25 protein-coding genes and 1 riboswitch are annotated in these 23,091 nt (G+C 75.2%); of the genes, 14 read left to right on the forward strand and 11 right to left on the reverse strand.

Annotated elements, in window-relative coordinates:
• Positions 1 to 122: 122 nt before the first annotated feature.
• Positions 123 to 2,519 (reverse strand): 5-methyltetrahydropteroyltriglutamate--homocysteine S-methyltransferase, encoded by a 2,397-nt coding sequence (gene metE / locus AB0I29_RS27035; RefSeq protein WP_357487301.1) that lies wholly within the window; start codon positions 2,517 to 2,519, stop codon positions 123 to 125.
• 8 nt (positions 2,520 to 2,527) lie between these two features.
• A riboswitch (SAM riboswitch) is annotated at positions 2,528 to 2,631 on the reverse strand.
• 270 nt (positions 2,632 to 2,901) lie between these two features.
• On the opposite strand from metE, the gene AB0I29_RS27040 reads away from it, so the two are divergent.
• Together AB0I29_RS27040 and AB0I29_RS27045 are read left to right on the forward strand one after the other, a co-directional pair.
• Entirely contained in the window at positions 2,902 to 3,606 is a 705-nt protein-coding gene (locus AB0I29_RS27040) for a type 1 glutamine amidotransferase domain-containing protein (protein WP_357487303.1), read from the forward strand.
• A gap of 44 nt (positions 3,607 to 3,650) precedes the next feature.
• Complete coding sequence (locus tag AB0I29_RS27045; protein WP_285106161.1) at positions 3,651 to 4,556, forward strand: LysR family transcriptional regulator; 906 nt, start codon at positions 3,651 to 3,653, stop codon at positions 4,554 to 4,556.
• Positions 4,557 to 4,591: 35 nt separating this feature from the next.
• Here the strand turns inward: AB0I29_RS27045 and AB0I29_RS27050 are convergent, their stop codons facing one another.
• The 5 genes from AB0I29_RS27050 to AB0I29_RS27070 form a co-directional block, all read right to left on the reverse strand.
• Positions 4,592 to 5,209, reverse strand: coding sequence for a hypothetical protein (locus tag AB0I29_RS27050; RefSeq protein ID WP_357487306.1), 618 nt, complete (start codon positions 5,207 to 5,209; stop codon positions 4,592 to 4,594).
• A gap of 78 nt (positions 5,210 to 5,287) precedes the next feature.
• Positions 5,288 to 6,475 carry a Cmx/CmrA family chloramphenicol efflux MFS transporter gene (locus AB0I29_RS27055; RefSeq protein ID WP_357487308.1) on the reverse strand — a complete coding sequence of 396 codons (1,188 nt, stop codon included), beginning with the start codon at positions 6,473 to 6,475 and terminating at the stop codon, positions 5,288 to 5,290.
• Positions 6,476 to 6,610: 135 nt separating this feature from the next.
• Entirely contained in the window at positions 6,611 to 7,135 is a 525-nt protein-coding gene (locus AB0I29_RS27060; RefSeq protein ID WP_357487310.1) for a GNAT family N-acetyltransferase, read from the reverse strand.
• A 52-nt stretch (positions 7,136 to 7,187) separates the two neighbouring features.
• Positions 7,188 to 8,174 (reverse strand): hypothetical protein, encoded by a 987-nt coding sequence (locus AB0I29_RS27065; protein WP_357487312.1) that lies wholly within the window; start codon positions 8,172 to 8,174, stop codon positions 7,188 to 7,190.
• A 1-nt stretch (position 8,175) separates the two neighbouring features.
• Positions 8,176 to 8,679: a sigma-70 family RNA polymerase sigma factor gene (locus AB0I29_RS27070; protein WP_285106152.1), complete on the reverse strand. Its 504-nt coding sequence runs from the start codon at positions 8,677 to 8,679 to the stop codon at positions 8,176 to 8,178.
• A 221-nt stretch (positions 8,680 to 8,900) separates the two neighbouring features.
• On the opposite strand from AB0I29_RS27070, the gene AB0I29_RS27075 reads away from it, so the two are divergent.
• Positions 8,901 to 9,842, forward strand: a complete 942-nt coding sequence (locus AB0I29_RS27075; RefSeq protein ID WP_357487315.1) for a M15 family metallopeptidase — start codon at positions 8,901 to 8,903, stop codon at positions 9,840 to 9,842.
• A 159-nt stretch (positions 9,843 to 10,001) separates the two neighbouring features.
• On the opposite strand, the gene AB0I29_RS27080 is transcribed toward AB0I29_RS27075, so the two are convergent.
• Positions 10,002 to 10,457 (reverse strand): DoxX family protein, encoded by a 456-nt coding sequence (locus AB0I29_RS27080; protein ID WP_357487317.1) that lies wholly within the window; start codon positions 10,455 to 10,457, stop codon positions 10,002 to 10,004.
• 132 nt (positions 10,458 to 10,589) lie between these two features.
• Here AB0I29_RS27080 and AB0I29_RS27085 point away from each other — a divergent pair, with 132 nt between their 5' ends.
• Entirely contained in the window at positions 10,590 to 11,105 is a 516-nt protein-coding gene (locus AB0I29_RS27085; RefSeq protein ID WP_285106140.1) for a TetR/AcrR family transcriptional regulator, read from the forward strand.
• A 20-nt stretch (positions 11,106 to 11,125) separates the two neighbouring features.
• Here the strand turns inward: AB0I29_RS27085 and AB0I29_RS27090 are convergent, their stop codons facing one another.
• Positions 11,126 to 12,037 carry an AraC family transcriptional regulator gene (locus tag AB0I29_RS27090; RefSeq protein ID WP_357487319.1) on the reverse strand — a complete coding sequence of 304 codons (912 nt, stop codon included), beginning with the start codon at positions 12,035 to 12,037 and terminating at the stop codon, positions 11,126 to 11,128.
• A 212-nt stretch (positions 12,038 to 12,249) separates the two neighbouring features.
• Between AB0I29_RS27090 and AB0I29_RS27095 the strand changes: the two genes are divergently transcribed.
• The 3 genes from AB0I29_RS27095 to AB0I29_RS27105 all read left to right on the forward strand — a co-directional run bounded on the left by AB0I29_RS27095 (position 12,250) and on the right by AB0I29_RS27105 (position 14,650).
• Complete coding sequence (locus AB0I29_RS27095) at positions 12,250 to 13,008, forward strand: SDR family oxidoreductase (protein WP_357487321.1); 759 nt, start codon at positions 12,250 to 12,252, stop codon at positions 13,006 to 13,008.
• A 9-nt stretch (positions 13,009 to 13,017) separates the two neighbouring features.
• Positions 13,018 to 13,656: a putative glycolipid-binding domain-containing protein gene (locus AB0I29_RS27100; RefSeq protein WP_357487323.1), complete on the forward strand. Its 639-nt coding sequence runs from the start codon at positions 13,018 to 13,020 to the stop codon at positions 13,654 to 13,656.
• A 157-nt stretch (positions 13,657 to 13,813) separates the two neighbouring features.
• Positions 13,814 to 14,650, forward strand: a complete 837-nt coding sequence (locus AB0I29_RS27105) for an HAD family hydrolase (protein ID WP_357487325.1) — start codon at positions 13,814 to 13,816, stop codon at positions 14,648 to 14,650.
• Positions 14,651 to 14,678: 28 nt separating this feature from the next.
• Here AB0I29_RS27105 and AB0I29_RS27110 read toward each other — a convergent pair whose 3' ends face one another.
• Positions 14,679 to 15,302 (reverse strand): TetR/AcrR family transcriptional regulator, encoded by a 624-nt coding sequence (locus AB0I29_RS27110; protein WP_357487327.1) that lies wholly within the window; start codon positions 15,300 to 15,302, stop codon positions 14,679 to 14,681.
• Positions 15,303 to 15,416: 114 nt separating this feature from the next.
• On the opposite strand from AB0I29_RS27110, the gene AB0I29_RS27115 reads away from it, so the two are divergent.
• The 6 genes from AB0I29_RS27115 to AB0I29_RS27140 all read left to right on the forward strand — a co-directional run bounded on the left by AB0I29_RS27115 (position 15,417) and on the right by AB0I29_RS27140 (position 20,577).
• Positions 15,417 to 16,229 (forward strand): glucose 1-dehydrogenase, encoded by an 813-nt coding sequence (locus tag AB0I29_RS27115; protein WP_357487329.1) that lies wholly within the window; start codon positions 15,417 to 15,419, stop codon positions 16,227 to 16,229.
• On the forward strand, positions 16,229 to 16,642 hold the full coding sequence (locus AB0I29_RS27120) for a nitroreductase/quinone reductase family protein (RefSeq protein WP_285106128.1): 414 nt from the start codon (positions 16,229 to 16,231) through the stop codon (positions 16,640 to 16,642). The genes AB0I29_RS27115 and AB0I29_RS27120 overlap by 1 nt, the downstream gene beginning before the upstream one ends.
• A gap of 102 nt (positions 16,643 to 16,744) precedes the next feature.
• On the forward strand, positions 16,745 to 17,971 hold the full coding sequence (locus AB0I29_RS27125) for a YibE/F family protein (RefSeq protein ID WP_357487332.1): 1,227 nt from the start codon (positions 16,745 to 16,747) through the stop codon (positions 17,969 to 17,971).
• A 99-nt stretch (positions 17,972 to 18,070) separates the two neighbouring features.
• The gene (locus AB0I29_RS27130) at positions 18,071 to 18,967 is read left to right on the forward strand and encodes an NADP-dependent oxidoreductase (protein WP_357487334.1); all 897 of its coding nucleotides are present in this window, start codon (positions 18,071 to 18,073) and stop codon (positions 18,965 to 18,967) included.
• Positions 18,968 to 19,039: 72 nt separating this feature from the next.
• On the forward strand, positions 19,040 to 19,672 hold the full coding sequence (locus tag AB0I29_RS27135; protein WP_357487336.1) for a TetR/AcrR family transcriptional regulator: 633 nt from the start codon (positions 19,040 to 19,042) through the stop codon (positions 19,670 to 19,672).
• Positions 19,669 to 20,577, forward strand: coding sequence for an alpha/beta fold hydrolase (locus AB0I29_RS27140; protein WP_285106121.1), 909 nt, complete (start codon positions 19,669 to 19,671; stop codon positions 20,575 to 20,577). Before AB0I29_RS27135 ends, AB0I29_RS27140 begins: the two co-directional genes overlap by 4 nt.
• A gap of 146 nt (positions 20,578 to 20,723) precedes the next feature.
• Here the strand turns inward: AB0I29_RS27140 and AB0I29_RS27145 are convergent, their stop codons facing one another.
• Positions 20,724 to 21,509 (reverse strand): TetR/AcrR family transcriptional regulator, encoded by a 786-nt coding sequence (locus AB0I29_RS27145; protein WP_357487338.1) that lies wholly within the window; start codon positions 21,507 to 21,509, stop codon positions 20,724 to 20,726.
• A gap of 210 nt (positions 21,510 to 21,719) precedes the next feature.
• Between AB0I29_RS27145 and AB0I29_RS27150 the strand changes: the two genes are divergently transcribed.
• Positions 21,720 to 22,523: an SDR family NAD(P)-dependent oxidoreductase gene (locus AB0I29_RS27150; protein WP_357487340.1), complete on the forward strand. Its 804-nt coding sequence runs from the start codon at positions 21,720 to 21,722 to the stop codon at positions 22,521 to 22,523.
• Positions 22,524 to 22,543: 20 nt separating this feature from the next.
• On the opposite strand, the gene AB0I29_RS27155 is transcribed toward AB0I29_RS27150, so the two are convergent.
• The gene (locus AB0I29_RS27155) at positions 22,544 to 22,966 is read right to left on the reverse strand and encodes a hypothetical protein (RefSeq protein ID WP_357487342.1); all 423 of its coding nucleotides are present in this window, start codon (positions 22,964 to 22,966) and stop codon (positions 22,544 to 22,546) included.
• Between the last annotated feature and the right edge of the window lie 125 nt (positions 22,967 to 23,091).

Consider the following 23,091-nt stretch of genomic DNA (forward strand, 5'->3'; position numbering starts at 1 on the left):
GGTCGTCGCCGGGGTACGCCGACCTGATGACGGGCACGTCGTCCGACGTCGCCTTCGCCGACCTGTACCTGCGCGGCGTGGACCTGCCCGATCCGGGCGAAAACCCAGCACTCAACGACTTGTCACAGGGTGGCGCGGACCGACTTGGCCGCTTCCACCAGGTGGGCCAGGGACTCCTTGGTCTCCGCGTAGGCGCGGGTCTTCAGGCCGCAGTCCGGGTTGACCCAGACCAGCCGCGGGTCGATCGACTTGGCCGCGAGCTCGACCAGGTCGGTCACCTCCTGCACCGACGGCACGCGCGGGCTGTGGATGTCGTAGACACCCGGCCCGATGCCGCGGCCGTACCCGGCGTCGGCCAGCTCGGGCACGATCTCCATGCGGGACCGGGCCGCCTCGACCGACGTGACGTCGGCGTCCAGACCGTCGATCGCGCCGATGACCTGCCCGAACTCCGAGTAGCACAGGTGCGTGTGCACCTGTGTGGCCGTGTCGGCCCCGGCGGTCGAGAGCCGGAACGAGCGCACCGACCAGTCGAGGTAGCCCGGGTGCGCGGAGCGGCGCAGCGGCAGCAGCTCGCGCAGCGCCGGCTCGTCCACCTGCACGACGCCGATGCCCGCCGCCTCCAGGTCCGTCACCTCGTCGCGCAGCGCCAGGGCCACCTGGTCGGCGGTGTCGCCGAGCGGCAGGTCGTCGCGCACGAACGACCAGGCCAGGATCGTGACCGGACCGGTGAGCATGCCCTTGACCGGCTTGTCGGTCAGCGACGCCGCGTACGCCGTCCACTCGACCGTCAGAGGCGCGGGCCGGGACACGTCGCCCCACAGGATCGGCGGCCGCACACAGCGCGAGCCGTACGACTGGACCCAGCCGTTGACGGTCGTCGCGAAGCCGTCGAGCTGCTCCGCGAAGTACTGCACCATGTCGTTGCGCTCGGGCTCGCCGTGCACCAGCACGTCCAGGCCCAGCTCCTCCTGGAGCGCGACCGTGCTCGCGATCTCGGCGCGCATCGCGGCCGTGTAGTCGGCGTCGGACAGCTCGCCCCGTACCCACGCGGCGCGCGTGCTGCGGATCTCGGAGGTCTGCGGGAACGACCCGATGGTCGTGGTCGGCAGCGGCGGCAGGTTGAGCCGCGCCTGCTGCGCGGCCGCCCGCTCCGCGTACGGCGCGCGCTCGACGTCGGCCGCGGTCAGCGCGGCGGTCCGCTCGCGCACCGCGGGGACGACGACGCCGGGCGCCTCGGCGCGGGAGCGCACCGCCGCCGTGGACTCGGCGAGCTTGCCGGCGACCGCCGCCCGGCCCTCGGTCAGGGCGGTGGCCAGCGTGACGACCTCGGTGACCTTCTGGTCGGCGAACGCGAGCCACGACTTCAGGTCGGCGTCCAGGCGGGGCTCGTCGGCGACGTCGTGCGGCACGTGCAGCAGCGACGTCGAGGTGCCGACGGCGACCGCACCGGCGCCGAGCCCGGTGCCGGACGCCGCCAGGCCCTCCAGGGTGGTCAGGCGGGCGTCGAGGTCGGCGCGCCAGATGTTGTGGCCGTCGATCACGCCCGCGACCAGGGTCTTGGTCTCCAGGCCGGGGACCGGTCCGGTCGGCACGGCACCGCGCACCAGGTCGATCGCGACGGCCTCGACGTCGGTGCCGGCCAGCAGGGCGAGCCCGTCGCCGGCCTCGCTCCGCAGGTCGCCGTACGGGGCGGTGACCAGGATCGCGGGGCGCTCGGCGGCGCCGTCGGCACCGGCTGCGGCGGGGGAGAGCCCGGTCGCCAGCGTGGTGTAGGCGCGGCGGACGGCGTCGGCGACCTCGTCGAAGGGGACGTCCAGCAAGTCGGTGACCAGGGCCGGCTCGTCGAGCTGCACCCAGGGCGCGCCCGCGGCGGCCAGCGCGCGCAGCAGGTCGGCGTACGCGGCGACGACGTCGTCGAGCCGGTCCAGCGGGCGGAAGCCCTCCGGCGATCCGTCAGCGGGCTTGCTGAGCAGCAGGAACGTCACCGGGCCCACGAACGCGGGCCGGGTCACGACGGCCTGGCCCCCGTCGGCCGGCTGAGCCAGCTCGGTGAACTCCCGCACGGCGCGGTCGTCGACGAACCTGATCGGGGTGTCCGGACCGATCTCCGGGACCAGGTAGTGGTAGTTCGTGTCGAACCACTTGGTCATCTCGAGCGGCGCGTTGTCACCCTCGCCGCGGGCGACCGTGAAGTAGGCCTCGAGGGGCAGGCGACCCCCGTCCGTGGTGAGCCCGGCGAACCGCTCGGGCACGGCGCCCAGCAGCGCGACGGCGTCGAGCACCTGGTCGTAGTACGAGAACGAGCCGGGGACGGCAGCGTTGCCGGCGTCCAGGCCCAGGTCGACGAGGCGGCGGGCGGTGGCCTGCCGCAGGTCGCGGGCCGTCGCCTCCAGCTCGTCGGCGGTGGTGCGGCCGGCCCAGAAGGACTCGACGGCGCGCTTGAGCTCGCGCCTCCGGCCGATGCGCGGGTAGCCCAGGATCGTGGCGGTGGGAAGGTGCGGGTTCGTGACTGCCATGCGTATCAGCTCCATCGGACCTGGCGTTAGCACCTTGCCCCGAGATTGGCGCCTCGGAGGTAGGTTGCTGCGGTGTCGTGGAGCCAGGACTCTCGACCGCTCTGGATGATGAGACTTGATCGTAGGCATGCCCGGGATGTGGTCGGCAAACCGTCCACCCCTCGGACGGTTGTCGCTCGCCGGGAGCGAGGCACGAAAAGTGTGCCAAGCGCGCCGCGCTCCCGGCGGCCGCGGTCCGGAGCAGAGCTGGCCGTCCCGCACAAGCCCCGAGCCATAAGCTCGGTTATGGCTCCGTTCAACTGTTTCGGCATCCGGTGATGGATTCTGACGTTCCCCGAGGACATCTCACCGAGCAGATCCCCGAACAGATCGGAACCACACCATGTCGAAGATCCTGATGGTCGTCTCCGCCGCGAACAGCCTGCGCCTGGCCGACGGCACCGAGCACCCCACCGGCTACTGGGCCGAGGAGGTCGCCGCCTCCCACCGGGTGCTCACGGCGGCCGGCGCCCAGGTCGACGTCGCGACGCCGGGCGGCGTGGCGCCCACGGTCGACGCGGTCAGCCTCGACGAGCGCGGCGGGGTGCCCGCCGCCGACGCCGCGGAGTTCCGGGCCTACCTCGACGGCATCGCCGACCAGCTCGCCCACCCGCTCACGCTGGCCGACGTGCGCGGCGACGACTACGACGCCGTCTACGTCCCGGGCGGCCACGCCCCGATGGCGGACCTCGCGCACGACGTCGACCTCGGCCGTCTGCTGCTCGCCGCGAACGACCGGGGCACGACCGTCGGCGCGCTCTGCCACGGCGTCGCGGCGCTGCTCAGCGCCCAGGAGCCGGACGGCACCTTCGCCTTCGCGGGCCGGGCGCTCACGTCGTTCACCGACGAGGAGGAGCGCCAGGGCGGCCTCGGCGACGCCGCGCCCTACCTCGTCGAGTCGCGGCTGCGCGAGCGCGGCGCCGTCGTCCAGGTCGGTGCGCCCTGGAGCAGCACCGTGGTCCAGGACGGCAACCTGATCACCGGGCAGAACCCGCAGTCCAGCGCGGCCGCCGCCGAGGCGGTGCTCAAGGCGCTCGTGGCGCGCTGAGCCCGGCTAGCCTGTGGGCAGGACGACGACGGAGGGTGGTGCCGGTGCCGGGTCTCGACCTCCTCGCCACGTTCCTGGAGGTCTACCGCACCGGGTCGCTGTCGGCGGCGGCCGAACGGTTGGGCGTGAGCCAGCCGGCCGTCACCGGGCAGCTCGCCCGCCTGGAGGAACAGCTCGGCGCGCGCCTGTTCGTGCGGTCCCGCCGGGGCGCCGAGCCCACGGAGCGCGCCGTGGCGCTGGCCGCCGAGGTGGGGCTCCACGTGGACGGGCTCCGGACGGCGCTCGGTCCCCGCGACGTCGAGCCGGCCGTGCGCGGGCTCGTCCGGATCGGCGGCGCCGCCGAGCTCATGACGGTGCGCGTGCTGCCCGCGCTCGCGCCGCTCGTCGCGCAGGGGCTCCAGCTCCGTACGACGCTCGGGCTCGGCGACGAGCTGCTGGCCGCGCTGACTGCCGGCCACCTCGACCTGGTCGTGTCCTCGGTGCGCCCGCGGCAGGACGCCCTGGTGGCGACGCCGCTGGTCGACGAGGAGTTCCTGCTCGTCGGACCCCCGGCGCTCGCCCACACCGTGGACCCGGTACGCCTGGAGTCCGACCCCGTGGCCGCCCTGTCGCACCTGCCGCTGGTCGCCTACGCGGAGGACCTCCCGATCGTGCGCCGGTACTGGCGCAGCGAGTTCGGCCGGCGTCCGCCCAACGCGACGGCGCTGGTGGTGCCCGACCTGCGCGCCGTGCTCGCCGCGGTCGCCGGCGGCGCGGGGGTCTCCGTGCTGCCCCGGTACCTGGCCGCGCCCGCGCTGGATTCCGGGCAGGTGGTCGAGCTTCACCACCCCGAGGCGCCGCCGCTGAACACGCTGTACCTCGCGGGACGGCGCGGGGTCCCGCAGGGGCCGGCGGTCGCCGCCGTCCGGGCACGGCTGACGGAGGCCGCCGCGGGGTGGGGGAGCCTCTGAGGCGTGCCGCTACCCGGCCGGTCGCCGGGTCCCGGTCACGACCCGGCGCACTCGTCGCTCTCCACCGGACCCGAGAGGCCGACGAGCGGCGGGTACGCCGAGACCCGGAGCTCCCAGCCGGCCGAGTCGGTGGCCGTCACAGAGGCGTCCCCGCCGTTCTCGGCGTGGGTCACGTCCGACAGCGGGTCGAAGCCGTGCTCCTGGAGAACCGGGTCGAGCCCGGCGGCGAGGTCGGCGAGACCGTTGCTCGGCTCGTACAGGTCGCCCTCACCCAGGCTCTCGGCGAGGAAGAGCACGCACTCGCCGTCCGGCTGCTCGGTGACGAACGGGAAGCGGTCCTTGGCGGTCCACGCCACCCCCGGGACGGACTGGTCGAGCGCGACGAGGACGTCGTCCATCGCCGCCGTGTACTGCTCCGTCGCGGCCTCACGTGCGGGGGCCGGCTCCGCGGGCTCGGCCGGAACGTCGTCCGGGCCCGCGGAGCAGGACGTGAGAGCGCCGGGGACGAGCACGGCGAGGACGAGGGCGCCGCGGACGAGCGTGCCGGGGGGCGGCGCGTCGGGGACGTGCGCCGTGCCGCCGGTCCGTCGCGCCCGTGCCTGGAACCGCGCCCGTGCCTGGAACCGTGCCTGTGCCTGGAACAGGGACCGCATCCGTCTCCTCGTTCGTGCTCGCCGTCGTGCCGGGACGCTACCAGGCAGGACGTCCGCGCGGTCGGAATTTCGAGGCGGTCACGACGGGGGGCTCTCCCCGTCGTCGGACCCGCGTGCGGTCGGGGTCGCCCGAGCGGTGACGGCCCCGAGGGTGACGGCCGCCGCCGTCAGCACCGCGCTCGCCACCAGGGGTCCTGCGGGCCCGAGCGCCACGACGGCGCTTCCGCCGAGCACCGGACCGGCGAGCGCGCCGAGGTTCAGGGCGACCGTCGAGAACGCCCCGCCCATGGTCGGCGCGCCGTGGGCCGCCGCCATGGCGCGGGCGATCAGTGTGCCGCCCACGGCGAACGACAGCGCGCCCTGCACCGGGGCGAGCACCCACACCGCCGCGGGGCTCGGGGCCAGCGCGGCCCACAGGACCCACCCCGTGAGCAGGGCGGGGCCGGCGACCGCGAGCAGCCGCCCGCCGTGCGCGTCGGCGAGCCGGCCCGCTGCCGAGACCCCGGCGAAGGCACCCACCCCGAACAGCGCCAGCACCGCCGGCACCAGCGCGGACCCGAGGCTCGCGCCGTCGGTGACGACGACCGCCAGGTAGGTGAACGCGCAGAACGTGGCGCCGTTGACCAGGACGCCGAGCCCGAGGTGGCGCGACAGGTCCGGGGACCGCAGCGCGCCGAGCTCGGCCCGCAGCTCCACGCGGGCGCGCGGCGTCCCGGTGTCGAGCCGTACCGGCGTCAGGCAGGCCACGGCGACCAGGGTCGCGGTCGCGACCCCGGCGATCGCCCACAGGGCGGACCGCCAGCCCCAGAGCTCGCCCAGCAGCGCGCCGGCGGGGACGCCGGCGACCAGGGCGAGCGTCGTGCCGCCGAGGATCACCGCCAGCGCGCGGGCCCGCCGCCCGGCGGGGACGACGTGCTGCACCGTCGACAGCGCGACCGCGAGGAACCCGGCGTTCGCCACCGCGGCGACGAACCGGGTGCCCAGCAGGACGGCGAAGCTGTCGGTCAGCGCGCCGGCGACGTGCGCGGCGACAAAGACGAGCAGGCAGGCGGACAGGGTCCAGCGGGGCGGCAGGCGGCGTCCGACGGCGGCCGTGAGCGGCGCACCGACGACCATCCCGACCGCGAAGCCCGAGGTCAGGTAGCCGGCCTGGGCGATCGAGACGCCGAGGCCGGTAGAGATGCCGGGGACGAGCCCAGCGAGGACGAATTCCGACGTGCCTTGCGCGAAGACCGCGACCGCGAGCACGTAGAGCAGGACAGGCATGAGGAACTCCGAAGGGTGGAGGGACACGGGTAGGCCGGGACGGCACTACGGGCCCTTCGGATGCGGGTGTTCTCTACAGGGGCATCTCGGGCTACCGGAGTACCGGCAGCCCTGACCTGGATGCTTCTGGAGACCTCATGCGGTGAAGCTAGCACGCGCCGGCGGAGGCGCCGAGACCGGCACCGGCACCGGCACCGAGACCGGCACTGACAGCGGCAGCGGACGGCGCCACGCGACCTCGCGGTCGAGCTGGCCCGTCGAGCGGAAGAGCTGCACCTGGTGGGCGTCGGGCAGGGCGGCGGCGAGTGCCCGCGTCGTCGTCGGGCCGAAGCCGAGCTTCTGCCAGAAGCCGCCCGACCGGCGGGAGAACAGCCAGGCCTCGCGCGCCCCGGCGTCGGCGGCCCGGTCCAGGGCGAAGCGTGCCAGGCGCAGGCCGTCCCCGCCGCCGCGCAGGTCGGGCCGGACGGCGACGCTGCGGATCAGCGCGTGCTCGCCGTCCACGCCGAGCTCGAACCCGGTGGTGGCGGTGACCGCGCCGGCGTCGTCGCGTTCCAGCCAGAGGCGGACGGCGGGCTCCGCGAGCGCGGCGACCGTCAGGTCGGCGGTGCGGAGGAACGCGGCCAGGTCGTCGAGGTCGGCGGAGGCGGCGGGGTGGAGCACGCCGGGGAGCCTATCTCGGCGGGCCGGCGGGCCGGCGGGCCGGCGGGTCGGGTCAGGGCCGGTCGGCGTCGTTCGTCGGAGCCATGCTCGGCTCGTCGCACCCCGACCAGCTCAGGTCGCTGTGCACGCGCAACTGCTTGCCGCCGTCGGACGTGGCCCAGATCTCCTGGGCCCGCGGCAGCCAGGTCGTGGTGTCGACGAGCACGTCGACGCGGGTCACGTCGCCGCCCCGGACCTGGTCGTCCGACGGGGTGACCCGGATCCGCGCGACCGTCTGCCCGGCCAGCTCCTCGATCGTGAGGTCGTCGTCGAACCGCTGGTTCGTGCCGTCGTAGCCCGGCAGGCGGAGCAGCACGCGGGCCGACGCCGCCTGCAGCGCCGGGAGAGGCTGCTGGTCCAGCAGGGGCTTCGGCACGGCCACGTCCGGCTCGTCGACCCGGTCGAAGCGCATGATCGACTGGTCCCCGAGCGTCGAGCGGATCTTCACGCCGCAGCTCGCGCCGGACATCGCCTTGCCCGCGAGGGTGACGACCTCGCCCGGCGTGCGCCAGGTCGTGGGGGACGGCGACGCGCCGGGCCGCGGGGTCCCGGCCGCCGGCGCGCCGGTGCCCGGGGCCGAGCCCGGGAGGGCGCCCGGTTCCGGCGTGCCCGCCAGGCTCAGCACGAGGACGGCGGCCGCTGCCGCGGCTGCCGCACCCGCCCACGCGAGGACCGGCCCGCGGCGGCCCGACGGCGCGCGCCGGAGCGCGGCCGGGACGAGCCCGGGTGTGTCGGGGTCGCGGAGCAGCACCTCGATGTCGCGGGTGTCGGCCCAGTCGTCGGAGCCGCTGTCGGACCGGGTGTCGGCCCAGTCGTCGGCGCCGGTGTCGGCCCGGCCGGGCGGGCGCGGGACCTGGCCGTGCAGGCCGCTCCCCGTCGCGCCCTGCACGGCGGCCCGTGCCTCGGCCCGCGCGCGGGACTCGGTGTACGCGCGCGCCAGGTCGAGCTCGGGATCGGCCGCGCGCAGGGCACGGCGGGCGCGGGTCAGCTCGTCGTCCACGTCAGGCTCCTTCCTCGGTCAGCCGTTCGTACGCCGCGCGCAGGCGGCGCCGGGCGCGGTGCACCCGGGTGGCGGCGACCGCCGTCGTGCAGCCCAGTACCTGGGCCACCTCCGCCGTGGAGAGCTCCGCGGCCGCGAGCAGCGCGATGACCTCCCGATCGGTGGGGCGCAGCAGGTCCATGGCGCGGCGGAGCTCGTCGAGCTCGCCGACCAGGCGGACGTCGTCGGCGCCCGCCGGGGCCGGGTGCGTGCGCACCCGCTCGACCAGGGCCGTGCGCCGCTGCCGGGCGCGCGCCTGGTTGGCCATCACCCGGCGGGCGACGGCCAGGAGCCACGCCCGCGGGTTGTCAGGCAGCTCGCCCTTGCGCCACACGATCGCGAAGACCTCGGCCACGACGTCCTCCGCCTCGGCGGCCGGGAGCCGCGCGCGGGCGTAGCGGTAGACGGCGCGCGCGTGCGTCGCGAAGAGCTCCTCCGTGCGCGCGGGCGTGAGCGGGCCCGGCACGATGCGGTGCGGCTCGGTGTTCGTGGTCAGGGCGGTCTCCGGGGTCTCCGTCGGTCTCCGGGGTGAAGAGCATCGGGGTGAGCGCTTCCGACACAGTGTGTCCGGCAGGGGATCGCCCATGTCAGGTCCCGGATGTTGCCCACGTCACAGCGCGCCGCTGACATCGGGAGCCACACGCCGCACACGACCCCGGTGTGCCTACCTTTTCGAACCGACTGTCCGTGCCCCGGCCCGGGGGCGTCCCCGCGGTGCTTCTCGCCACCACGCTGTTGCTCGCCGGCTGTGCGGCCGGGTCCGCAGCGGGGTCGGTCTCCGGGACGGCCGGGTCGCCGGACGGTTCGGGGCTGCCTGCCTCCGGTCAGGAGGGTTCCGGACAGCAGGGTTCCGGACAGCAGGGCGGCGGGCAGCAGGGCGGCGGGCACGGTTCCGAGGAGCCGGTGACCGGCGGGGCGGGCGCGGACGGCGGGGCGGGCGCCGACGCCGACGCCGGGGCGGGCGCCGCGAGCGCCGTCGGACCGAGGGACGCGCCCGTCGATGCCGAGCCGGGCAGCGGACCCGGTGACGACCCGGGCATCGACCTGACCGCCCGCTCCACCACCGACCCGGCGAGCCCCTGGGTGGTGGTCAACAAGCGCACGCCGCTCGACCCGGTCGACCACGAGCCCGACCTCACGACGGTGCGCGGCTACCTCGTGCGGCCCGACGCCGCGCCGGACCTGACGGCGCTCCTGGCGGCGGCGGACGCCGACGACGTCCGGCTGACGTTGCGCAGCGCCTACCGCGGGTACCCCAAGCAGGCCGCGGTCTACGAGGGCTGGGTCGCGCAGCTCGGGGCGGCGCAGGCGGACGCCGTCTCGGCGCGCCCGGGGCACAGCGAGCACCAGACGGGCCTGGCCGTGGACGTGGGCGGCACGACACAGCCGGGGTGCGACTTCGAGCCGTGCTTCGGGGAGACCACCGAGGGGCGGTGGGTCGCGGAGCATGCCGCGACGTTCGGCTTCCTGGTCCGGTACACGCCCGAGAACAGCGGCGTCACGGGGTACGCCCCCGAGGCCTGGCACCTGCGCTGGGTGGGCCGCGACCTGGCGGCGTACATGGCGGACACCGGCGTCACGACGCTGGAGGAGGTCTTCGACGTTCCCGGCGGGGGATACGTCGACTGACGGGCTTGACCCGACCGCCGGACGCACGGACCAGCGGCCTTCACCCGGCTGTTGATCCCACGGTGTTGAGCACAGCAATTGCTGCCACGAGATCGCCATTCTTGGCAGCAACCGCTGTGGTCAACACCGGGCGGTGGGCGGTGGGCGGGCGGGCGGCGGTCAGAAGGGGAGCCAGACGATCGACGCCAGGGCCGCCAGGTAGAGGGCCTGCTCCGCGAGGCGGCGTCCGACGGGGGTGGCCGGCTTGCCGCCGAACAGGACGCCGCGCCGCGCCGCGGAGATGTTCGCCGGGGTCATGGCCAGGGTGAGCAGCCCCAGGCAGATCGCCGCCGCGGGCACCGTCGCGGGCACCAGCAGGCCGATCGCGCCCGCCAGCTCCAGCACCCCCGTGCCCGCGACGAGCAGGTCGGGGCGGGGCAGGCCCGGCGGCACCATGCGCACGAGGTCCTGGCGGACGCGCGGGATGAGCCGCCCGGACGACGCCAGCAGGTAGACGGCGGCGACGCCGACCCGCGCGGCGTCGTGCCAGGAGTCGAGGGCCGGCACCGCGAGCAGGCCGAGCAGGCGCGCGAGCGCCGTGACCGCGAGCAGCAGCACGGGAAGGGGGACAGGCATGACCGTTCCAATCTTGACGGCGACAAGTTCGAGCGACACCTCACCACTCGCAGTGCTATCTTGTCAATGGCAAGATCGGCTCGCGGTACGAGAGAACGCCGAGCACGAGAACACCGGGAGAGACGGAGCTCCATGAGCTACCACCACGGAGACCTGCGCAGGACGATGACCGCAGCCGCCGCGACCGCCGTCGCCGAGCGCGGGCCCGCCGGCCTGAGCCTGCGCGAGCTGGCCCGGCTCGCGGGGGTGTCCCACGCCGCGCCGGCCCACCACTTCGGCGACAAGGCGGGCGTGCTCACCGCCGTGGCGACCGAGGGCTTCACGCTGCTCGCCGCGGCCCTGGACGAGGCCGGGGACGACCTGCTCGCCGCCGGCGTCGCCTACGTACGGTTCGCGGTGGACCACCCCGGGCACTTCGCCGTCATGTTCGACCGCAGCCTGCTGCACGGCGACGACACCGACCTGCTCGCCGCCGAGCAGGTGGCCTCCGGGGCGCTCGCGGGCCTGGCGCCCGACGCCGACGGGGCGCGTGCGGCCTGGTCCGTCGCCCACGGCTTCGCGAGCCTCTGGCTCTCCGGCGCCATCGAGGGCCCCGACGTCGTCGCGGCCGCGGAACCGGTGCTGCGCCGGCTGGTCCCGGACGCCTGAGGGTCGTCGGACGGCGGTGGTCAGCCGACGGCGGTGACGGCGGTCTGCCGGTCGCGGTCGCGGCCCGGCGGGGCGCCGAACAGGCGGCGGTACTCCCGGTTGAACTGGGCCGCGCTCTCGTAGCCGACGTCGAACGCGACCTGGGTGACGCTCGTGTTCCGCGACGCGAGGATCTGGCGGGCCGTGGCCAGCCGGAGCTGCTTCTGGAACTGGAGCGGGCTCGACCCGGTCACCGCACGGAACGTGCGGTGGAACGCGGAGACGCTCAGGCCCACACGCCGGGCGAGGTCCTCGACGCGGAGCGGTTCGGCGGAGTTGTCGCGGATCCACTGCACCACCGAGCTGACGCGCGTGAGCTTGCTGCCGGCCAGCCCGAGCTGCCGCACGGTGTCGCCCTGCGGTCCCGTGACCAGCAGCCAGAGGATCTCCCGCCGCACCATGGGCCCCAGCACGGGCAGGTCGCGCGGCCGGTCGAGCAGGCGGATGAGCCGTCCGACGGCGTCCAGCAGCTCGGCAGGCGCCCGGCTCGTCGCCAGGGCGGGGACGGCGGGGCCGTGCCCCGGGCCGGTCGTGCCGACCGGGAGCGCCCTGCGCACGGCCCCCGCCGACAGCAGCAGCTCCGCGATGGCGGGTGCGGTCAAGGTCATCCCGAAGCCCAGCGCCGGGGCCTGCTCGCTCGCCTCCGTGAACCGGCCGATGACCGGCAGGTCGATCGAGGTGACCAGGTACTCGCCGGGTCCGTACACCACGGTCTCGGCGCCCAGCCGCAGCTCCTTGGTGCCCTGCGTGATGAGCGCGAACGTGGTGCCGGTCGTGGCGGCCTCCGGGTCGCCCGGCCGCGTCTCGCGCGACAGGAACACCCCGGGCAGGGGCTCGCTCGTGCCGGCGGGCGCGCGCCGGTCCATGAGCGCGCGCAGCTCGTCGAGGTCCATGCCGCCCACCTTCCTCCTCCGACGCCGCTCCGACCCCGCGCAACGCTCCGTCGAGCAGGATCAGGCAAGAACGCGGGAGGAACGCTATCACCATCCAGGCCCCTCATCGCCTTGACTTGTCGAGGAGTCAGGGTGGCACCGTCCCGGCTCCAGCGCCTTCACCACGAGCACTATCCGGCAAGCAGTCGAGACAACCAGAGAACGAGGCAGACATGTCGATCACCATCGTCGTCGGGGCCAGCTCTGGCATCGGGCAGGCCGCCGCGATCCGCGCCGCAGAGGGCGGCTCCGGCGTCGTCGTCACCTACAACGGGAACCGGGACGGGGCCCTGGAGACCGTCGCGCGCATCGAGGAGGCCGGCGGCACCGCCGTCGGGCTCCCGCTCGACGTGGGCGACAGCGCCACGTTCCCCGCGTTCCGCACCGCCGTCGAACGGGCCCTGGCCGAGACCTGGGGCGCGCGGACCATCACCGGCCTGGTCAACAACGCCGGGTACGGCGGCGGCACCCTGTTCGCGGACACCACCGAGAAGCAGCTCGACGACTTCTACCGGGTCATCTTCAAGGGTCCCTACCTGGTGACCCAGGCCCTGCTGCCGCTGATCGAGGACGGCGGCGCGATCGTGAACACGGCCAGCAGCTCCGCGGGCACCGCAGGGCTGTCCGAGGGCTACTCGGCCTACGGTTCCCTGAAGGGTGCCGTCGTCGTGCTGACCCGCTACCTCGCCAAGGAGCTGGGCGCACGCGGCATCCGCGTGAACTCGGTGTCGCCCGGCCCGACGCGCACGCCGTTCGCCGGAGGCGCCTTCGAGGAGTACCCCGAGCTCACGGCCGAGCTCGTCGGCCGCACCGCCCTGGGCCGCCTCGGCGAGCCCGACGACGCGGGCTCCGCCATCGCGTTCCTCCTGTCCGACGCCGCGCGGTGGATCACCGCGCAGGACATCGAGGTGACCGGCGGCTTCAACCTCTAGGGTCGGACCATGCGGCTGCGACCGGTGCCCCCGGTGTCGGCCTGGACCCACAGCGGGGTCCGGGCCGGCTTCGAGGTCCTGTTCGCCGGCCCGACGGCGGACGGTCACGTGCTGCGCGGGCACACCACCGCCGTCGAGGGCCCGGAGGCCTGGTCCGTCGGGTACCGGATCGAGGTCGACCGGCACTGGCGCACCCGCCGGGCCGAGATCGAGGCGACGACGGCCGCGGGGACCCGGCGGACGGTCCTCGAACGGGTCGACGAGGGCGGCCTTGGCGCCGAGGGTTCCCACGCCGATGCCGACGCCGCGCGCTGGCTGGTCGACGGGACGCCGGACCGCCGGCTGGACGGCTGCACCGACGTGGACCTCGAGTCGTCGGCCGTGACGAACACGCTGCCGGTCCACCGGCTGGACCTGCTGGCCGGCGCGGTGCACGCCGTGCCCGCGGCGTTCGTCCAGGCCGGGGACCTCTCCGTGCGGCGGATCGAGCAGGAGTACCGGCTCCTGGACCGGTCGGAGTCGGACCAGACCGCGGACCTGCTGCGCTTCGAGTACACCTCGGCCACCTTCGGCTTCGCCTGCGAGCTCACCTACGACGCCTCCGGGCTGGTGCTGGAATACCCGGGCATCGCTGTCCGCGAGCGCTGACCGGACGGGTGCGTCATTCACCCGCGCCGGCGTGTATCGTTTCGGCCGCCGCAGGCCTCTGACCTGGGACGACGTCGATCTCGCGGCGGAAACGCGAGTTCCAAAATGTCCTAGTATGAGGGATGATGGGCCCGCCACCTATCACCAGGGGAATATCGTGACCGCGACCGCCTCCGGGGCCACCGCAGCACCGCTCGACGTACCCACGTCCACGCCCGCCCTCGTCGCCTGCGACGTCGACGGGACCCTTGTCCGCACCGGCCGCCGGGCCACCCCCGCCGTCGTCGACGCGCTCGCGGCCGTGCGTGCCGCGGGGCACCACCTGGTGATCGCCACCGGCCGGTCGCTGTCGGGCGCGGTGCAGGTGGTGCGGCAGCTCGGCGTCCGCGACGGCTGGGTGGTCGCGGCGAACGGGGCCGTGACCGCGCGCCTGGACCCGGACGGCTACTCGGTGGTCGAGGTGCGGACCGTGGCGGCCGAGCCCGTGGTCCGGCTGGTCACGCGCATCCGGCCGGACCTGCGGCTCGCCGCCGAGGTGGTCGGCACCGGCTACCGCGTCACCAGGCGGTTCCCCGAGCGGCAGCTCCACGGGCACCAGGAGGTGCTGCGCCAGGTCGAGGACATCTGGGCGCGGCCGACGCCACGCCTGGTCGTCTACGGGCAGTGGGCCCAGCGCCTCGCCCCGGCGCTGCGTGCGGCCGGCGTCACCGCGATCCCGGCCCGCGTGGACTGGGTGGACGTCACCGCCCCCGGCGTCAGCACCGCGGTCGCGCTGGAGAGCATCCGCGTCGGGCTCGGCGTCGCGTCGTCGCGGACCGTGGCCGTGGGCGACGGGGAGAACGACCTGGAGATGTTCGCCTGGGCGGCCGTGTCGATCGCCATGGGGCACGCGCCCGCCACCGTTCGCGCGGCCGCCCACCGTGTCACGGGCACCCTGGAGCAGGACGGCGCGGCGTCCGCCCTGCGCGACGCGCTCCTGCTGTCGACGGCCTGACCGCCGACGGCCCGCCCGGCCCCAGGGGCTACGCGGTGCCGTAGCGGGCGACGGTGGTCGCCACCGCCTCCTCCACGGCGTGCTCCACCTCGGCCGGCGTCGGGTCCCAGCCGACCACCATGAGCCGGGGCCAGAACACGAAGTTGCCGATCATGCCCAGAAAGTTCGTCGCGGCCAGGACCGGGTCGTCGACGCGGGCCGTCCCGGCGTCGTGCTCGGCCTGGAGGTAGTGCTGGACCTCCCGGAAGAACGGCATCTTCCCGGTCTCGAACTGGGTGTCGGCGGCCTGCGGGAACCGCGGCATCTCGGCGATGACCATCCGGTACAGGCCCACCATCTCGGGGCGGGACATGAGGGCGGCGTAGCGGCGTCCGTGCACGCGCAGGCCGCGTGCGAGGTCGCCGGGCCCGGGCGTCGTGCCGCCGTCGTCCGCCGCGGCCCACTGCTGGGTGACGACCGCCTCGAACAGGCTCGCCTTGGTGGGGAACTGCTTGAACAGCGTGGCCTTGGAGACCTCCGCGTCCTGCGCCACCCGGGCGAGCGAGGCGCCCGCGTAGCCGTGGGCCATGAACAGGCGGGTGGCGGCGTCGACGATCGCCGTCCGCTTCTGCTCCGCGAGCTGCTGGTGGTACACGCCCGTCCCTGTCGCCATGCGTCCATCATGCCGGAACCTGCGAGGTGAGTCACTTGACTCACAACCTCCGGCCGACGTACCGTCTCGGTTGTTGCGAGTCGAGTGACTCGCAACTCGACGAGAGGACACGCCGTGCGGCGATTCGAGAACAAGACGGTCCTGGTCACGGGTGCGGGCGGGGGCATGGGCGTGAGCCACGTGCGCGCCTTCCACGCGGAGGGGGCCCACGTGGTGATCGCGGACCGGGACCCGCGGCGCGGGGCCGGCCTGGCCGCCGAGCTGGGGGAGCGGGCCCTGGCGGTCACCCTGGACGTGCGCGACGAGCGGCAGTGGGCCGACGCCGTGGCGGCGGCCGAGGAGCGGTTCGGGCCGGTGTCGGTGCTGGTGAACAACGCGGGCGTGCCGCAGGCGGCCGCGACGGTGGAGCACACCGAGCTCGCCGACTGGCAGCGCCTGCTCGACGTCAACGTGACCGGGCAGTTCCTCGGGATCCGCGCCGTCACGCCGTCGATGCGGCGCGGCGGGGGCGGCTCGATCGTGAACATCGTCTCGACCATGGCCAACACCGCCAGCCCGTACTTCGCGGCGTACGCGACGAGCAAGTGGGCGCTGCGCGGCCTGACCCGGACGGCGGCCCTGGAGCTCGGCCGCGACGGCATCCGGGTGAACTCGGTGCACCCCGGCGTGGTCTCGACGTCGTTCATCACCGAGCCGGCGGCTCCCGGCGCCGTGCCCATCGCGGCCGCCTACACGCCGGAGCCGTTCGCGATCCCGCGCGTCGGGCAGCCCGAGGACGTGACCCGGCTGACGCTGTTCGTGGCGTCCGACGACGCCGCCTACGCCACCGGCTCGGAGTTCGTGGTCGACGGCGGGCTGCTGCTGGGTCCGGCCCTGCAGCACGACGTGCCGGACGTCGCCGCGCGGCACGAGGGTGAGGCGGCCTGATGGACGCGGCGGTGCGCCGGGCGGTCGAGATCACGCCGGCCGCGACGACCCGGCAGCGGATCGTCGACGTCACGACGACGGGGCGGCGCACCGGCCTGCCCCGGCGGATCGAGATCTTCTTCTACCACGTGGCCGGCCGCACGTACCTGTGCAGCGGCACGGTCGACCGGCCGAGCTGGTACGTGAACCTGGTGGCCGAGCCCGCCCTCACCTTCCACCTCAAGCACGGCGTGCGGGCGGACCTGCGGGCGACCGCCCGGCCCGTCACCGAGGAGGCGGAGCGGCGCGCGGTGCTCACCGAGATCGTCGCCGACCTCAACCAGCCGGCCAACCCGGGCCACCTGGCCCAGCCGGTGGACCTGGAGGACTGGGTGCGGCGGTGCCGGCTGGTCGAGGTGAGCTTTCTCGACTGACGGCCGAGGTGCCACGCACCGATCGGACGGTGCAAACTGCCGATCTCGGACCGTGCTCCGGCTCGCCGCGCCCGCGGCGCGCTCGTGAGCCAGGATGTCGGCATGGCGCACGCTTCCTCGCACGGCTCGGCGGGCCCTGCCGCGCCGAGGACCACGTTCTTCCTGGTCATGATCCTGGTCTCGGCGCTGCTCGCGACGCTGGCCGGGTTGTGGCTCCTGTGGCCGAGCGCCGGCGACGTGCCCGACCGGGTGCCGAACCGGGCCGAGGGCACGTCCTTCGTGGACGTCACGATCGCGGGCCCCGCGGACCCGGCCACCGGGAGCATCCCGGTCGAGCTCGCCGACGGCGGCACCTCGCGGATGCAGTCGCCCGGCCCGTCGGTCCCGCTCACCGAGGGCGACCGGATCACCGCGGTGGACATCTCCCAGGTCGCGCAGCCCGGCGTCGACCCGCTCGTGTTCATGGACTTCCAGCGCGAGCTGCCGATCGCGCTGCTCGCCGTCGTCTACGCGCTGGTGGTGCTGCTCGTGGCGCGCTGGCGCGGCCTGGCGGCGATGGCCGGGCTCGGGATCGCGTTCGTGGTGCTCCTCGGGTTCACGATGCCGGCCCTGCTCGCGGGGCAGGACGCGTTCGGCGTGGCGCTGGTGACGTCGTCGCTGATCATGTTCGTCACGCTGTACCTGGCGCACGGGTTGTCGGCACGCACCTCGACGGCGCTGCTGGGCACGCTGGTGGGCCTCGCGCTGACGGCGGGGATCGCCGCCTGGGCGTCGGGTGCCGCGCAGATCACCGGCGGCACCGACGAGGCCTCGGCCTTCCTGCCGTCCAGCGCGCCCGCCGCGGACCTGCGCGGTATCGCGCTGTGTGGCATCGTCCTGGCCGGCCTGGGCGTGCTGAACGACGTGACCATCACGCAGGCCTCCGCGGTGTGGGAGCTGCGCGCCGTCGCGCCGGCGGCGACCCGGGCCGAGCTGTTCACGAGCGCCATGCGGATCGGCCGCGACCACATCGCCTCGACCGTCTACACGATCGCCTTCGCCTACGTGGGCGCCGCGCTGCCGCTGCTCATGATCGTCTGGCTCGTGGACCAGTCGCCGCTCACGGCCCTGACCTCGGGCGAGATCGCCGAGGAGGTGGTGCGGACCCTCGTCGGCTCGATCGGCCTCGTGCTCGCCATCCCCGTGACCACGGCGATCGCGACCCTCACCGTCCCGGGGCCGACGACGGACCTCGTGGGCAACGCCGGCCTCGAGCCGTCGTCGGACCCGGAGCTGATGGCGCCCGTGTCGGAGGCGTGGGCCGCGCAGGCCCGGGCGTCGGAGGCCTGAACCGCGGAGTCCTGAACTTCCGGGGTCCTGAACTCGCGGGGTCCTGGACTGCGGTGTCGTGCGCGGCGGGCAGACTGTGCTTGAGGGAGAGGACGCACGATGCGCGCAGTGGTGTACGACGAGTTCGGCGGGCCCGAGGTGCTGCACCTCGGTGAGGTCCCGGAGCCGGAGGCCGGACCCGGGCAGGTCCGGGTCCGGGTCGAGGCGGTAGGCCTCAACGCCTTCGACGGCAAGGTCCGTTCGGGGGCCATGGAGTCCGCGTTCCGCACCCGCCTCCCCGCGGTGCCGGGGCTGGAGGTGGCGGGCGTCGTCGACCAGGTGGGGGCGGACGTCGCCGGGGTCGCCCCGGGCGACCGGGTCACCGGGTGGACCAGCCGCGGCGCCGCGGAGCTCGCGCTCCTGAATCGGTGGGCCTCGGTGCCCGACGGGCTCGCCGTGACCCAGGCGGCCGCGCTCCCCGTGGTGGGCGAGGCCGCCCGCCGGGCGCTGCGCGTCCTCGGTCCGCGGCCGGGGGAGACCCTGCTGGTGCACGGGGCCAGCGGCGGCATCGGCGGGCTGGTGACCCAGCTGGCCGTCGCCGCGGGCGTGCGCGTGATCGGCACGGCGTCGCCCGCCAACCAGGGGCGGGTCGCGGCGTACGGGGCGACTCCCACGACGTACGGCGCCGGGCTCGTCGAGCGCGTCCGCGCGCTGACGCCCGTCGTCGACGCCGTGCTCGACACCTCCGGAGCGGGTGTGCTGCCGGACAGCATCGAGCTGCGGGGTGGCACCGACCGCGTGCTGACCCTCACCGACCCGGCGGCGCACGACCTGGGCGTGGAGTTCGACGAGCGGTCCCAGCCCTCGGCCACCGAGCTCGCCGACCTGGTCGGCCTCGTGCTGCACGGCGAGGTGTCGGTGCCGGTCGCGCACGTGCTGCCGCTCGCCGAGGCGGCGCGGGGGCAGGGCCTGGTCGACGGCGGGCACTCCGGCGGCAAGGTCGTGCTCGTGCCCTGACGCGCCGGGGCGGTTCGCTCGTCGGCGCTCGTAGTGACCAGTGCGGTAGTTTGGGTCACTACGGAGGTGCGCATGCCCAGACCGACCATCCCGGACCGCCGGGAGACGCTGCTCGACGTCGCCGAACGGCTCGTGCTCGACCGCGGCTTCGACGCGATGTCGATGCAGTCCGTGGCGGACGCCGCGGGGGTGAGCAAGGGTGGCGTCTACCGCGAGTTCGCGGGCAAGCACGAGCTGCTCGACGCCGTCCTGCTGCGCTCGACCACCCGGCTCGGCGACCAGGTGGACGCGCTGACGGCGCACCTGCCGCGCCCGGTCGCGCTCAGCGCGCTCTACCGCGCGGGCGTCGAGGCGTTGCTGGCCGACCCGCTGATGTCCGCGGCGTTCCTGGACGACCGCGCCGTGCTCGGCGAGCACGTGCGCGCCGTCGACCCGGAGCGGTACCGCGCCCGGTTCCGCTGGATCACGGCGCACGTCGAGGAGCTGCGGGCCGCCGGCCGCGTGCGGCCCGGCGTCGACCCCGAGGCGGTCTCGCTCGCCCTGTCCAGCGTGACGATCGGGCTGCTCTCCGCCTCGGCGCTGATCGGGCCGCTGACGCCGGACCAGCTGCGGGCCGCGCTCGGGGTGGTCGCGGGGCTGGTGCGCGACGGCATCGACGTCGGCCCGGACGACGCAGGCCCTGACCAGAAGGAGACCCGGCCATGACGACCACGACCACCACCTTCGACGACGTCCGCGACCTGACCGTCGCGGGCGGACCGGTCCGCCTCTGCACGAGCGGCCGAAGCGACGCGCCGCCGGTCCTGCTGCTGCACGGCGCGATGCTGGACACGGCGGAGCTTGACTGGATGCACGTGGCGCCCGCGCTCGCGGAGCGCTTTCGGGTCCTGGCGATCGACCTGCCGCGGCACGGCGGCAGCCGCCCCTGGTCGGGACCCGTGGACCAGCCCCTGCTCCAGCGGGTCGTGATCGGGCTCCTCGACCAGCTCGGCATCGAGCGGGCGGCGCTCGTCGGGCTCTCGATGGGCGGCGGCGTGTCGATCGGCACGGCGCTCGACCACCCGGACCGCGTCAGCGCCGCGGTCCTGCTGGCGCCGGGCGGGCTCGGCGCGCGGCGTCCGGCGCAGCTCGTCACCTGGCTGTCCACGCGCACGCCCGGGCTGCTCCGCGCGACGACGGCGTGGCTGGCGCGGAGCCCGCGCGCGGTGCGCCGCTCGCTCGCCGACAACCTGCAGCACGGCGCGGACACCCCGGGCTTCGAGCGTGCGGTCGAGCTCGCGCAGCGGGAGGCCGAGCAGAAGGCCCGGCACCGCGAGCCGGCCCTCGACGACTGGCAGTCCCTGTCGTTCGGGCCGTTCGCGATGCGCACCGACTTTCTCCCGGCCCTGCACCGGCTGTCGGTGCCGACGCTGTGGGTGCGCGGCTCGGAGGACCCGCTGGTGCTCCAGCCCGAGCTCGACGCCGCGGTCGCCGCGGCGCCCGGAGCACGGTCGGCGGTGCTGCCCGGCGCGGGCCACCTCTCCACGCTGGACCAGCCCGACCGCGTGGCGGCTCTGGTCGAGGAGTTCCTCCTGGCGCACGCCGGTGCCGCCGACCCGGGCCGCCGCTGACCTGGGCTGTGCCGGGCCGCCGCTGACCCAGGCTGCGCCGGGCCGCCGCGGAAGGTGCGCATCTACCCAGCGATCAGGCCCGAAAAGAGGCCTGTTCCGGGCCCAATCGCTGGGTAGAAGCGCACCTCTCAGGGCGGCGGGTCGGGTCAGCGGGTGGCCTCGCGGACCAGGCCCTCGATCTCGGCGGTGAGCAGGGTGCCGCCGTCGAGGCCCATGGTGTCGAAGCCGCCGACGAGCTCCAGCGACACCAGGCCGTGCACGCGGTACAAGGTGGACAGGGCCAGCCGCAGCGCGCCGGGCGCGGTCTCCGGTGGGGCGCCGAGCGACCGGCCCCACCGGGACAGCTCCGCGTCGAGGCCCTGTCGCGTACCTGACTCTCGGCCTGTGCCGGTCTCTCGCCCTGTGCCGGGCTCGTCGCCGGCGCGGCCCCTGCCGTCCGCGACACCTGCGTCGTCCCGCACGAGTTCCTGGAGGGCCGTGACCAGCGCGAGCATGCTCTGGGTGATCGGGCCCACGTGCTCCAGCGGGTCCACGGCCTCGCGCCGGCTGCCGGTGAAGAGCATCGCGTAGCGCCGCGGGTGGTCCAGCGCCCAGCGTCGCCACGCGTGCGCGATCGCCGCGACACGCTCGGCGGCGGGCCGGTCCGACGCCGCACGCGCGGCACCCTCGACGGCGCTGCCGAGATCCGTGTACCCGGCCAGGACCAGGGCGTCGAGCAGCGCGTCGCGGGAGGCGAAGTAGTGGTACAGCGCGGGCGGCGTCATGCCCATCGCCTTGCTGACCGAGGCGATCGACAGCCCGTGGGCCCCGCCGGAGTCCACGAGCTCCAGCGCCCGCTCGACGATCTCGTCGACCGTCTGCCGCCTCAGGCGCTCGCGACGGGTCAGGGTCCGCGTCGGTGCGGGCCGGGTGTCGACGTCGTCCACGGGCATGCCGCGAGCCTAGTGCCAACTCCGGGAGCAGGTGCCCGGGGCGCAGCGCGGCTCCGTCCGGGACGGTCACCGGGTCAACGCCTGTGGCCGGGCGCGGTGCGGAGCCGGCGTGCGACACACCCGGGGCACGCCTGGCACGATGACGCGCATGGCGACTGACTCCGTGCGCACCCACGCACCCACCCCGGCGCACACCCCGGCCGGCACCCGATGACCCGCACCTGGTTCGTCACCGGCGCGGGCCGCGGGCTCGGCCGGGCGATCACGGTCGCCGCCCTGGAGCGCGGCGACCGCGTCGCGGCGACGGCGCGGGACCTGGCCGCGCTCGACGACCTCGTGGCCGGGTACGGCGACGCCGTCGTGCCGCTGCGCCTGGACGTGACGGACCCGGACGAGGCCCGGGACGCGGTGCGGACGGCTGCCCAGGCGCTCGGCCGCATCGACGTGGTGGTGAACAACGCGGGCTACGGCCTGTTCGGCACCGTCGAGGAGATCACGCCCGAGCAGCTGCGCGACCAGCTCGACGTCAACCTCTTCGGCGTGCTGCACGTGACCCAGGCTGCCCTGCCGGTGCTGCGCGCGCAGGGCAGCGGGCACGTGGTGCAGGTCTCCAGCTCCAGCGGGGTCGCGGCGTGGCCGGGGCTCGGCGGCTACAGCGCGTCGAAGTGGGCGCTCGAGGGGCTGTCGGAGGCGCTGGCCCAGGAGGTCGCGGGGTTCGGCATCCACGTCACGCTCGTCGAGCCGGGACCCGTGGACACCGCGTGGCGCGACGAGTCGGCGGTGCGCGCCGCGCACCTGCCCGCCTACGACGCGCTGCGCGCGTCGGCCTGGCACCCGCCGGGTTCGTCGTCCCCGGCCGACGTCGCCCGTGTGGTCCTCGCCGTGGTCGACGCCGACGAGCCGCCGCTGCGCATCCTGGTCGGGGACCTTGCCGCGGACGCCGTGCTGCCGATCACCGAGAAGCGGGTCGCCGCGTGGCGGCGCTGGGAGGACCTGGGGCGTTCGGCGGGCTGACGGCGGCGCCCCCGGGCCGGTCAGTGCGTGCGCCAGCCCGGCAGCAGGCGGTCCAGGACGTCGGCCAGGGGCATGGACTCGCCGTCCTTCCCGCCGGCGCCGAGCACCAGTGGCGGACGGCGGGTCTCGGGGCGGACACCGCGCAGGCGGTCGAGCAGGCCGATGGGCGCGGTGAGCACGTAGAAGTCACCGTCGGTGCTGACCCCCGCGCTCCGGTCGACGCGCAGGTACCAGCCCTTCAGCCCGGTGCGCGCCGTCCCGCGCCCGCCGTAGCCCTGGACCTGGAGGTCCTCGGGGGCGAGCCCGGCGGTGCGCGCGGCGGCCACGAACTCGCGCAGCATCGCCTCCGCGCGGGTGTGCTCGGCGTCCTGCCGCGCCTCCAGGCGCTCCGCCTGCACCCGGACCGCCTCGGCGCGCTGCCGGGACCACTCGTCGTCACGCATGCGCGCAGTCTCGCACCTTCATCGCGAGGTCGGCAGTTGGCATCGAGGTCGGCACAGGATCGGTCGCGAGCCGGCCCAGGCCCGCGGGGGTCCAGGCCGCGTTGTCCTCGGGCCGGGCCAGGGCG

Source organism: Promicromonospora sp. NPDC050262, assembly GCF_040655935.1.
In the GTDB taxonomy this organism is placed as follows: domain Bacteria; phylum Actinomycetota; class Actinomycetes; order Actinomycetales; family Cellulomonadaceae; genus Promicromonospora.

Bases quoted from the DNA above. Each gene is read 5' to 3' on its own strand.
- AB0I29_RS27055 (WP_357487308.1), bottom strand. From the start codon at position 6,475: ATGCCTGTCCTGCTCTACGTGCTCGCGGTCGCGGTCTTCGCGCAAGGC.
- AB0I29_RS27125 (WP_357487332.1), top strand. From the start codon at position 16,745: ATGGCGCACGCTTCCTCGCACGGCTCGGCGGGCCCTGCCGCGCCGAGG.
- AB0I29_RS27085 (WP_285106140.1), top strand. From the start codon at position 10,590: ATGAGCTACCACCACGGAGACCTGCGCAGGACGATGACCGCAGCCGCC.
- AB0I29_RS27130 (WP_357487334.1), top strand. From the start codon at position 18,071: ATGCGCGCAGTGGTGTACGACGAGTTCGGCGGGCCCGAGGTGCTGCAC.
- AB0I29_RS27135 (WP_357487336.1), top strand. From the start codon at position 19,040: ATGCCCAGACCGACCATCCCGGACCGCCGGGAGACGCTGCTCGACGTC.
- AB0I29_RS27040 (WP_357487303.1), top strand. From the start codon at position 2,902: ATGTCGAAGATCCTGATGGTCGTCTCCGCCGCGAACAGCCTGCGCCTG.
- AB0I29_RS27145 (WP_357487338.1), bottom strand. From the start codon at position 21,509: ATGCCCGTGGACGACGTCGACACCCGGCCCGCACCGACGCGGACCCTG.
- metE (WP_357487301.1), bottom strand. From the start codon at position 2,519: ATGGCAGTCACGAACCCGCACCTTCCCACCGCCACGATCCTGGGCTAC.
- AB0I29_RS27110 (WP_357487327.1), bottom strand. From the start codon at position 15,302: ATGGCGACAGGGACGGGCGTGTACCACCAGCAGCTCGCGGAGCAGAAG.
- AB0I29_RS27140 (WP_285106121.1), top strand. From the start codon at position 19,669: ATGACGACCACGACCACCACCTTCGACGACGTCCGCGACCTGACCGTC.
- AB0I29_RS27100 (WP_357487323.1), top strand. From the start codon at position 13,018: ATGCGGCTGCGACCGGTGCCCCCGGTGTCGGCCTGGACCCACAGCGGG.
- AB0I29_RS27080 (WP_357487317.1), bottom strand. From the start codon at position 10,457: ATGCCTGTCCCCCTTCCCGTGCTGCTGCTCGCGGTCACGGCGCTCGCG.
- AB0I29_RS27155 (WP_357487342.1), bottom strand. From the start codon at position 22,966: ATGCGTGACGACGAGTGGTCCCGGCAGCGCGCCGAGGCGGTCCGGGTG.
- AB0I29_RS27090 (WP_357487319.1), bottom strand. From the start codon at position 12,037: ATGGACCTCGACGAGCTGCGCGCGCTCATGGACCGGCGCGCGCCCGCC.
- AB0I29_RS27050 (WP_357487306.1), bottom strand. From the start codon at position 5,209: ATGCGGTCCCTGTTCCAGGCACAGGCACGGTTCCAGGCACGGGCGCGG.
- AB0I29_RS27095 (WP_357487321.1), top strand. From the start codon at position 12,250: ATGTCGATCACCATCGTCGTCGGGGCCAGCTCTGGCATCGGGCAGGCC.
- AB0I29_RS27120 (WP_285106128.1), top strand. From the start codon at position 16,229: ATGGACGCGGCGGTGCGCCGGGCGGTCGAGATCACGCCGGCCGCGACG.
- AB0I29_RS27150 (WP_357487340.1), top strand. From the start codon at position 21,720: ATGACCCGCACCTGGTTCGTCACCGGCGCGGGCCGCGGGCTCGGCCGG.